Here is a 10,019-nt window from a genome sequence, read left to right as displayed (position 1 = left end):
CTGCCGAGCGTATAGCTCGCGAAGTAGACCGACTGCACGTACACCGTATCGCTGCCCTCGTCGGCAGCCTCGGTGACCGTATCCCAGCCATTGTCAACCCAATAGATGTCGTTGCCGGTACCGCCGGAAAGCGCATCAGCGCCAATGCCGCCATCCAGCGTGTCGTCGCCGGCGCCGCCAATCAGCGTGTCATTGCCGGCCCCGCCGATCAGCCTGTCGTTACCCGCACCACCGTCCAGAACATCGTTGCCGGCCCCGCCGGTGATCGTGTTGGCCAGTATATTGCCCGTCCCGGAAAAATTGCCGGTGCCAGTGAAGGTCAGGTCCTCAACATTGGCAATGTTGGTCAGCGCGTAGGCAGAAAGCGTCGTCTTGACCAGATCCGTGCCTGCATTGGCAGCCTCGGTCACGACATCGGCCAGATCATCGACAACATAGGTGTCGTTGCCCGCACCGCCAATCAGGATATCGGCTCCCGCCTTGCCGTCCAGCGTGTCGGCGCCTGCTGCGCCAGTGATCACATTGACCGCAGCGTTGCCGATACCCATGAACGACGTGGTACCGGTATAGGTCAGGTTCTCGACGTTGACGCTGAGTGTGTAACTCGAAAGCGCCGTCCTGACCGTGTCCGTTCCCTCGCCCGCGTTCTCGGTTACGACGTCGTTTGCAACGTCGACGATATAGGTGTCGTCACCCACCCCACCCGACATCCGGTCCAGTCCAGCACCGCCGTTCAACGTGTCGTCGCCGGCGCCGCCGGTAAGCGTATCATTTCCCGCATTGCCCCAAAGGGCGTTGTTCACCTCGTTGCCGACAATCGTATCGTTACCGGAGCCTGCCTGAACATTCTCGATCAGCGACGCCAGGTTGTCATGATAGAGAAGCGCATTGAAGATGTTCCCGCGAGCATCGCCGCCATTCGAGCCGCCTCCCAAGTAAGCCAGCTGGAGTTGCGAAAAGACCGAGTACCCCCCTGGTCGCAGGTCGATTTGAAGGCTGGTGGTGTAGGCACTTAGATCATAGGTGTCGATACCGCCGCCGTCCCAGATTGTTGCGAAGATCCTGTTCGCGTCCGGAGTAATGGCCGCGACTCCATTCACATAGGTCACGCCTTCGTTCGGCTTCCACTTGTAGACGGTATTGTCGCTGTTTGTCGTGTAATCCGCCCCGTACATTTCCTGCAGGGCGGCGATATCGAGCATCATGAAGGTCTGTGGCGCGCCATTCTGCTCGTATTTGTAACCACTCGCACTGTCTCCGACGTATGTGCGGTAGGTCATGATCGTATATTCGATGGAATCGTAGGCACCGGGCACGACCAGCGAATTGCCTAGGTACGGTTCGTGACCGTGTTTCAGACCGAGAGCGTGACCCAGCTCATGTGCCAGCGTGTGGCCTGCGTAGTTGCCGAACTCCGGATAGCGATAATCATCTGCCGTACCAGCATATGTTGTCCCGAACCATATATCGCCAGCGGCACTATCCGGACTCGGGGTATACGCCCATGCAGTCGAGGGAAGCCAAGATTGTGCAAACCGCACCGACGCGGTGTCCGCGCTGCCGGCCACAAAATCGGCATTGGTAAATCCCTCTACGGAGAAGCCGTCATTTGCCGTGTTTCCGTAGGACTGCTCCATAAAGAACAAGGCAACAGAGCGCTGTTGCGAGGAAATCGCGGAGAAGCCGTAATCCTTCTCGCCACTATAGGAGTACGAAATCGAGCTTGTGGGAAACGCATAGGTGATCGTACCGTCCCAGGCGTAGCCGCTGAGAAGGCCGTCAATTTTCTGATCCCCCGTCAAGCTGACGTTCTTCGTAGGAGTAACAATGCCCGTCATGAAATCACCGCTTGCTTATACCGCCTTACCGTGTCCTGGGTCGGCTCATCTCCCCACGCGCAGGACACTCGGCTGAAAATTGAAGTTAAGTCCGGATACACAGTAACGCGGCAGCCCTGGCAATTGGCTTCTTGCGCTGAGTCAAAAGGCAAATCACTTCAAGAACATAATTTGCAGAAAACACGCCTTTCAGCCCCTCAAATTCAAGATAACTTCTATAATTATTCAAAAAATGAGCAGATCTACTGCAGTCAAAAGACTTCGTAGCCACTACCTTTATCGCTCATGGAGCGCCTCGTCAGCTATCTCAACCAACGGGGAAAACACATACTCCAATATTCTGCGCTGCCCGGTGCGCACCTCGGCGACAGCCGCCATCCCTGGAGATAAGTTGACGTCCGCACCGTCAGCTTGAATGTGATCGCTTGCAAGGCGCAGAGTGACCGGAAAGACCAAATTCTGCATTCGCTCCGCGCTACCAAAGGCTGTACTTGACTGCCTTGCGATAGGGTCACCCTCACGGCGGGCTGCGTCTGGCTCCGGAATGGCATCCGCTGCGACCTTCACGACGACGGCGGAAACGGTCCCGTAGCGGGTGAAGGGAAAGGCCTCGAGTTTTACGACCGCCTCCTGGCCCACTCTGATGAAGCCAATGTCCTTGTTCGGCATATAGACTTCAAGCTCGAGTGTGCTGTCTTGCGGTACGATCCGCATCAGGTCCTGGCCAACGGTGACTACCTGCCCGAGGCCGGCGACAGACGAGGATTGCACCGTTCCATCAATCGGACTGCGCAACGTCATCTGATCGAGAGAATTCTGTGCCTTCGCCAGACGCTGCTCCAATTCGTCCGCGCGGCGCTCGGCATCACCAAGCCTGTCAAGCTGATCACTCAGAAACGCGCCTTCTGCTTTCCGTTTCTCTTTTGCGAAGACATCGATTGCGGCCTCGGCGTCGGCAAGCTGCCCCTGCTGTATCGCCAGCTGCGTCACCTGTTCCTTCATTGTTTCGGTTGCATCGATGACGCTTGCCATCGTGCCGGCATCCTTCAAAGCAAGCATGCTGCGCATCGCAACACGTTCCTTGAGGGTTTCAACGAGGGATTCCTGCGCGGCCACTGTCACTTTGAGCCGTTCACGCTCCACTTCCTTCTGATGCTGCTGCGCGCCGAGTGAGGCGATAGTCGCATGATATTTCTCGATGTCGCCGCGCAGAATGCCGCTCTCGCGCTGCTGCAGCTCGGGGCCTGTATCCTTGTCCCAGCTCATTTCCGCAACCGATCCCACCGCCGGTTGCGAACGCACGAACCGGATGGCAGCCCTGCGCCGCTGAACCTCCGCCTTAACCGAGGCAAGGCCCTTTGCCGCGTCTCTCTCGTCTGCGAGAGCATCCGTAGGATCAAGTTCGAGCAGAATATCGGCGCGGCGCACGTGGTCGCCGTTTTGTGGTGGCAGTGTCTTCACCTTGCCCGTCAGCAACGGTTGCACGACCTTGACGCGGCCGGTCGGCTGGATCTTGCCTTGCGCTGCCGCGACAATGTCGATGCGGCCGAGATAGGACCAGACCAGCGCAACCGTGGTGAACAAACAGATGATCAGGATCAGCGCCATGCGTATGGGCGATGGTGGCGTTTCCAGTACCTCGAGGGCGGGCGCCAGAAATTCGTGATCGGCGCGCGTTGCCGGCCGTCGCGGAAGACCCAAATAGCGAGAGGCGTTCGCCGTTGCGCTCATGCCGCTCCCCTGTCGTTCTGCAAGGCCCAAAGACGCGAATAGAGCCCATCTGGACGCCCCAGCAATTCGTCATGGCTGCCGACCTCGGCGATCCGGCCGTCCTTCATGCCGACAATCCTGCTGCATGGCCGGATTGCGGCAAGCCGGTGCGCGATGATGATCACCGTTCGACCGCTGGCGATCTGCCCCATGTTCGCCTGAATGACCCTCTCGCTTTCGTAGTCAAGCGCACTGGTTGCCTCATCTAAGATCAATATCGGCGGATTGGTCGCAAGAGCCCGGGCAATAGCGATCCTCTGGCGCTGGCCGCCGGAGAGGTTCGCGCCGCGCTCCTCGATCATCGAGTCATAGCCCTGTGGTAGCCTTGTGATGAACTCATCGGCGCCGGCGAGCTTGGCGACAGCAATGACTTGAGCCCGTTGCATTGCCGGGTTTGAGAAAGCGATATTGTCGTGAATCGTGCGGTTGAACAGAAGGTTCTCTTGGAGAACTACTCCGATATGGCTCCGAAGCCAGGCGGGATCGAGTTGCAAAAGGTCTGCCCCGTCGAGAAGGATCTGCCCCTCTTCCGGAAGATAGAGCCGTTGGACGAGCTTGGTCAGCGTCGATTTTCCAGAACCGGAGGCCCCGACGATACCAATCACCTCTCCGGGGCGGAGCTCGAGCGAGACGTTTTTCAGGACTTCCGGAGAGCCAGGCCGATAGCGGAAGGTGACATTACGAAATTCGATATGCCCCCTTGGGGTCGGCAACGACAAGCGGATACCGGGCGGACGCTCCATCGGGGTGTTCAGAATGTCGCCGAGCCGATCGACGGAGATCTGCACCTGCTGAAAATCCTGCCAAAGCTGGGAAAGCCTCAAGACCGGCTGAGCGACCTGGCCGGCAATCATGTTGAAGGCGACCAGCGAGCCAACCGATAGATCGCCATCGATGACAGCCTTCGCGCCGAAGAGCAGAAGAGCTGCTGTCGAGAGCTTGCTGACATATTGGATGGCGTTTTGTCCGCCAGCACTAAGCAGCGTCGTATCGAAGGCTGTCCGCACATAGGCTGCAAGCTTCTCCTCCCACTGTGCCTGCATTACCGGCTCCACTGCGGCGGATTTGACCGTGTGGATGCCGACAATCGCTTCGACGAGAAATTGCTGGCTCGCAGCACCCCGGTTGAATTTTTCCTTGACGAATTCGCGAAGCGGCGGCCTGACGGTCATACCGATCAGAATGTAGATCGGGATCGCGGCAATGACGATCAGCGTCAGGCTCCACGAGTAAGCGAAGAGAACCGCGATGAACACAAAAGTAAAAATGACATCAAGCGCCGAGAAAAGCCCTTGGCCAGTCAGAAATGCGCGGATCGTTTCAAGCTCGCGTACCCTTGCAACGGTTTGACCCGCCGAGCGCGTCTCGAAATAGCCGAGAGGCAGCCGCAGCAGGTGATGGAACAGTCGTTGCCCGAGTTCGACGTCTATCCGGTTTGTCGTGTGCGCCAACGCATAGGTTCTGAGATATTGAAGCATAACATCGAAGAGGCCAATGATCGCGATGCCTGCGACCAGAACAAAAAGCGTCGAATAACCTTTATGTGTCAGAACCTTGTCGACCACCACCTGAAAGAACAGGGGGGTGACGAGCGCAAATATCTGCACAAACAGCGATGCGAGCAGAACGTGCGCCAGCGGCTTGCGGTATCGCCAGATGGATGGCACGAACCACTTGAAGCCGAATTCCCTGGGATCGGATCCCTCCCCGCCGATCTTCCGGCCGACGAGGATCACTCGCGAGCCGATTTCCGCCAATATATCTGAAGGAGCAATTTCGCGATCAACACGCGTTATCGGATCGACGAGCCTGTACTTACCGGATGGATTCAAACCGCCGAGCACTTGAAAGGAGCCGCCGCGCATTTTGACAATTGCCGGGACCGGCATTGATCGAAGGCGTTGCTCCGATACTCTCTCCACGACACGCGCCTTGAGACCGATAATCCCGGCTGCTCGCTGGATGTCGATGGCTTCGGATGCACGTCCCTTCAGCGCCAGATCGTGCTGAAGGCGGTTTGGATCAGCGGCAATCCGATAGAACGCAGCGATACCGCAAAGCGCACGAAGACCGGAGTCGTGATGCTGCGGACCGATGCCATCCATACGCGAAGTTATTCCCCCTTGCGTTGCAGATACATGCGCCTGCCGAAGCGAACCACTCGCTTTGAGCCTGCACCCACGATGTAGCTTAGTCAGAGCTACAACGCTATGGGGATATTAACACGCACAAGTTTTCGGGATGGTTGTGGCTGAGAAATCACGAAAGACCACTAACAGAAGCTTGACCTGCTTCGGCCTGTGCATCCGGCCTAACTCAAATTCCTATTCGGGACTTTGTAAAGTCCTCACACACTATCAACCTCAGCTTCAGGCCCGCACAGTCTGCGCACCATGGACAGAGATCGCCTGGTGTTCTTTGGCCGAACGGGCGGGACTGTTTGCTTCGGTTACCGGTTCGCGGCATCCCGCTTCACTTGGCCTTGAGATTACGGTCCGCAGGACGGCGAGTTAGCCTCGCCAGCGGCGCGGTTGTTTTCCGCGCCGGCGATAGTCACGGCGCGATGTCTTTCGCGAGACGAGAGAGGGGAAGATTTGTGGGGTGCTCTGGCTTTGCAGTTTTCTGTTTTGCTAGGTCGGCTTTGGGCGTTTTGGCGGCTTTCGAGCGCGTTGCATGCTCGCCGTGTTATCAAACAAAAAAAGCCCGCTTGGATGCGGGCTATATGTTTGGTTGCGGGGGCAGGATTTGAACCTGCGGCCTTCAGGTTATGAGCCTGACGAGCTACCGGGCTGCTCCACCCCGCGTCCAGCGCAAATCCCTTTGGGATTTGTCGCGGCTACGCAAAGCGCGTGCGCTTTGCGGATCTGTGCCGAGCAAATTGCGAAGCAATTTGTCTCGTGTTCATGAGGCACCAAACACAAAAGGCCGCTTTGATAGCGGCCCTTTGATCGGCTTTGGGCCGTAGAGTTTGCGAAGAGAAGATTTGTTTTTCACGAGTTGCGTTTAGCAGACCTGGCAGCGACCGACTCTCCCGCGTCTTAAGACGAAGTACCATAGGCGCTGGGGCGTTTCACGGCCGTGTTCGGAAAGGGAACGGGTGCAGCCACCCCGCCATGACCACCAGGTCAGCGAAGCGCAACTTGTGTGAGAAGCTGGTGATGTTTTCACATCGTTTATTTGAACACGTCTTCAGCATCATCACCCGAACAAACACTGTCGTGTTTGCCGGTGATGAGCATAGTCAATGAGAACGATCAAGCCAATCGAGCTATTAGTACCGGTAAGCTTCATGCGTTGCCGCACTTCCACACCCGGCCTATCAACGTGGTCGTCTTCCACGGCTCTGATAGGGAACACTCGTTTCCAGGTGGGTTTCCCGCTTAGATGCCTTCAGCGGTTATCCCGTCCATATATAGCTACCCTGCTATGCCCTTGGCAGGACAACAGGTCCACCAGAGATATGTCCATCCCGGTCCTCTCGTACTAGGGACAGATCCTGTCAATATTCCTACACCCACGGCAGATAGGGACCGAACTGTCTCACGACGTTCTGAACCCAGCTCACGTACCGCTTTAATTGGCGAACAGCCAAACCCTTGGGACCTGCTCCAGCCCCAGGATGCGATGAGCCGACATCGAGGTGCCAAACAACCCCGTCGATATGGACTCTTGGGGGTCATCAGCCTGTTATCCCCGGCGTACCTTTTATCCGTTGAGCGATGGCCCTTCCACGCGGGACCACCGGATCACTATGACCGACTTTCGTCTCTGCTCGACTTGTCAGTCTCGCAGTCAGGCGGGCTTATGCCATTGCACTCGACGACCGATTTCCGACCGGTCTGAGCCCACCATCGCGCGCCTCCGTTACTCTTTCGGAGGCGACCGCCCCAGTCAAACTACCCACCATACACTGTCCCGGACCCGGATAACGGGCCGCGGTTAGACATCCATGACGATAAGGGTGGTATTTCAAGGATGGCTCCACAGAAACTGGCGTCCCTGCTTCAAAGCCTACCACCTATCCTACACATGCCGACACGAATGCCAGTGTAAAGCTATAGTAAAGGTGCACGGGGTCTTTCCGTCTGACCGCAGGAACCCCGCATCTTCACGGGGAATTCAATTTCACTGAGTCTATGTTGGAGACAGCGGGGAAGTCGTTACGCCATTCGTGCAGGTCGGAACTTACCCGACAAGGAATTTCGCTACCTTAGGACCGTTATAGTTACGGCCGCCGTTTACTGGGGCTTCGATTCAAAGCTTGCACCTCTCCTCTTAACCTTCCAGCACCGGGCAGGCGTCAGACCCTATACGTCGTCTTGCGACTTCGCAGAGCCCTGTGTTTTTGATAAACAGTCGCTACCCCCTGGTCTGTGCCACCCCACCATAGTTGCCTACAATGGGGTCACGCTTCTTCCGAAGTTACGCGTGCAATTTGCCGAGTTCCTTCAACATAGTTCTCTCAAGCGCCTTGGTATACTCTACCTGACCACCTGTGTCGGTTTCGGGTACGGTCTATACGGTGGAGCTATTTCCTGGAACCGCTCCGCTGCCCATCCAATCCAATAAGAATGAACAACTTGTGCGATCCGTCACTTCCACCAGGCCCACGAATATTAACGTGGTTCCCATCGACTACGCGTGTCCGCCTCGTCTTAGGGGCCGGCTAACCCTGCTCAGATTAACTTTAAGCAGGAACCCTTGGTCTTTCGGCGAGAGGGTCTCTCACCCTCTTTATCGTTACTCATGTCAACATTCGCACTTCCGATACCTCCAGGACCCCTCACAGGTATCCCTTCATCAGCTTACGGAACGCTCCGCTACCACTCCTCAAAGAGGAATCCTCAGCTTCGGTGCATGGCTTTAGCCCCGTTACATTTTCGGCGCAAAGACCCTTATTTAGACCAGTGAGCTGTTACGCTTTCTTTAAATGATGGCTGCTTCTAAGCCAACATCCTGGTTGTTTTGGGATCCTCACATCCTTTCCCACTTAGCCATGACTTGGGGACCTTAGCTGGAGGTTAGGGTTGTTGCCCTTTTCACGACGGACGTTAGCACCCGCCGTGTGTCTGCCTGGTAGTACTTCCCGGTATTCGGAGTTTGGTTAGGATCAGTAAGACGGTGAGTCCCCATAGCCCATCCAGTGCTCTACCCCCGGGAGTATTCGCCAGACGCTCTACCTAAATAGATTTCGCGGAGAACCAGCTATTTCCGAGTTTGATTGGCCTTTCACCCCTAGCCACAAGTCATCCCAATCTATTGCAACAGATGCGGGTTCGGTCCTCCAGTTGGTGTTACCCAACCTTCAACCTGCTCATGGCTAGATCACTCGGTTTCGGGTCTAATGCAACAAACTATATCGCCCTATTCAGACTCGCTTTCGCTGCGCCTACACCTACCGGCTTAAGCTTGCTTGTTACACTAAGTCGTTGACCCATTATACAAAAGGTACGCCGTCAGGGTTGCCCCCTCCGACTGTTTGTAGGCATCCGGTTTCAGGTACTATTTCACTCCCCTTGTCGGGGTGCTTTTCACCTTTCCCTCACGGTACTTGTTCGCTATCGGTCATGCACGAGTACTTAGGCTTGGAGAGTGGTCTCCCCATGTTCAGACAGGATTTCACGTGTCCCGCCCTACTCTAGGACATTAATGATATCTACGCGTACGGGGCTGTCACCCGCTACGGCCGCACTTTCCAGAGCGTTCCGCTTTAATCACTAATGCCACTGGCCTGGTCCGCGTTCGCTCGCCACTACTTGCGGAGTCTCGGTTGATGTCCTTTCCTGCAGGTACTTAGATGTTTCAGTTCCCTGCGTTCGCTTCTTACCCCTATGTATTCGAAAGTAAGATACCTTATCACAATGCTTGGAAACCCAAGCCGACCTTGCAGTCAGTTTGGATTTTCCAAGCATTTAAGGTGGGTTTCCCCATTCGGAGATCCATGGATCAAAGCTCATTCGCAGCTCCCCACGGCTTTTCGCAGCGTATCACGTCCTTCATCGCCTGTGCATGCCAAGGCATCCACCAAATGCCCTTACGACACTTAATCGTTCTCATTGCCAATGCTCATCATCTCGTTGCCTGCTTCAAAGAAACAGCAACAGACCGGGTTACCTTTTACAACCCAGTCAATCCAACAATGCCATCGACGTGTTCGACCTGATCACTTTATTGGAGCTACGCCGAGCAGCTCGCTTGTGTCAGGTCTTAAGACCAGCTTCTCGAGATTTGATCCGATACCGCGCGGTCAGGCAACGGCAATCCAGTCGTCCGTCAGATGTCATCCCTAGAGACGACAAACAACAACGACCCAGAGCGACAAGCTTCCTTCCTACCTCCAGTCCCTCCACCATATCCGGCCGGCTAGGCCATCCATGGTTTCACAAGAACTGGGCTCGGACGTCGGATAAA

2 protein-coding genes, 1 tRNA gene, 2 rRNA genes and 2 pseudogenes are annotated in these 10,019 nt (G+C 56.0%); all 7 read right to left on the bottom strand.

The genetic code is table 11. From position 1 onward, the window contains the following. Nucleotides 1-107: 107 nt before the first annotated feature. Nucleotides 108-272 (bottom strand): annotated as a pseudogene (locus LVY75_32980) (calcium-binding protein). A gap of 214 nt (nucleotides 273-486) precedes the next feature. Continuing rightward, a pseudogene (locus tag LVY75_32975) lies at nucleotides 487-1,175 on the bottom strand (M10 family metallopeptidase C-terminal domain-containing protein). 939 nt (nucleotides 1,176-2,114) lie between these two features. Next, the gene (locus LVY75_32970) at nucleotides 2,115-3,569 is read right to left on the bottom strand and encodes an HlyD family type I secretion periplasmic adaptor subunit (GenBank protein XAZ23541.1); all 1,455 of its coding nucleotides are present in this window, start codon (nucleotides 3,567-3,569) and stop codon (nucleotides 2,115-2,117) included. After that, a complete protein-coding gene (locus LVY75_32965) occupies nucleotides 3,566-5,713 on the bottom strand; it encodes a type I secretion system permease/ATPase (GenBank protein ID XAZ23540.1) in 2,148 nt (715 codons plus the stop codon). The genes LVY75_32970 and LVY75_32965 overlap by 4 nt, the downstream gene beginning before the upstream one ends. Before the next feature lie 622 nt (nucleotides 5,714-6,335). Beyond that, nucleotides 6,336-6,412: transfer RNA gene (locus LVY75_32960), tRNA-Met, on the bottom strand. 206 nt (nucleotides 6,413-6,618) lie between these two features. After that, a 5S ribosomal RNA gene (gene rrf / locus LVY75_32955) occupies nucleotides 6,619-6,733 on the bottom strand. A gap of 125 nt (nucleotides 6,734-6,858) precedes the next feature. After that, nucleotides 6,859-9,657 (bottom strand): 23S ribosomal RNA (locus tag LVY75_32950). Nucleotides 9,658-10,019 lie beyond the last annotated feature (362 nt).

The organism is Sinorhizobium sp. B11 (genome assembly GCA_039725955.1).
Classification (GTDB): domain Bacteria; phylum Pseudomonadota; class Alphaproteobacteria; order Rhizobiales; family Rhizobiaceae; genus Rhizobium.
This window is presented reverse-complemented; position numbering and strand designations above follow the sequence as displayed.

Bases quoted from the DNA above. Each gene is read 5' to 3' on its own strand.
- LVY75_32965 (XAZ23540.1), bottom strand. From the start codon at position 5,713: ATGGATGGCATCGGTCCGCAGCATCACGACTCCGGTCTTCGTGCGCTT.
- LVY75_32970 (XAZ23541.1), bottom strand. From the start codon at position 3,569: ATGAGCGCAACGGCGAACGCCTCTCGCTATTTGGGTCTTCCGCGACGG.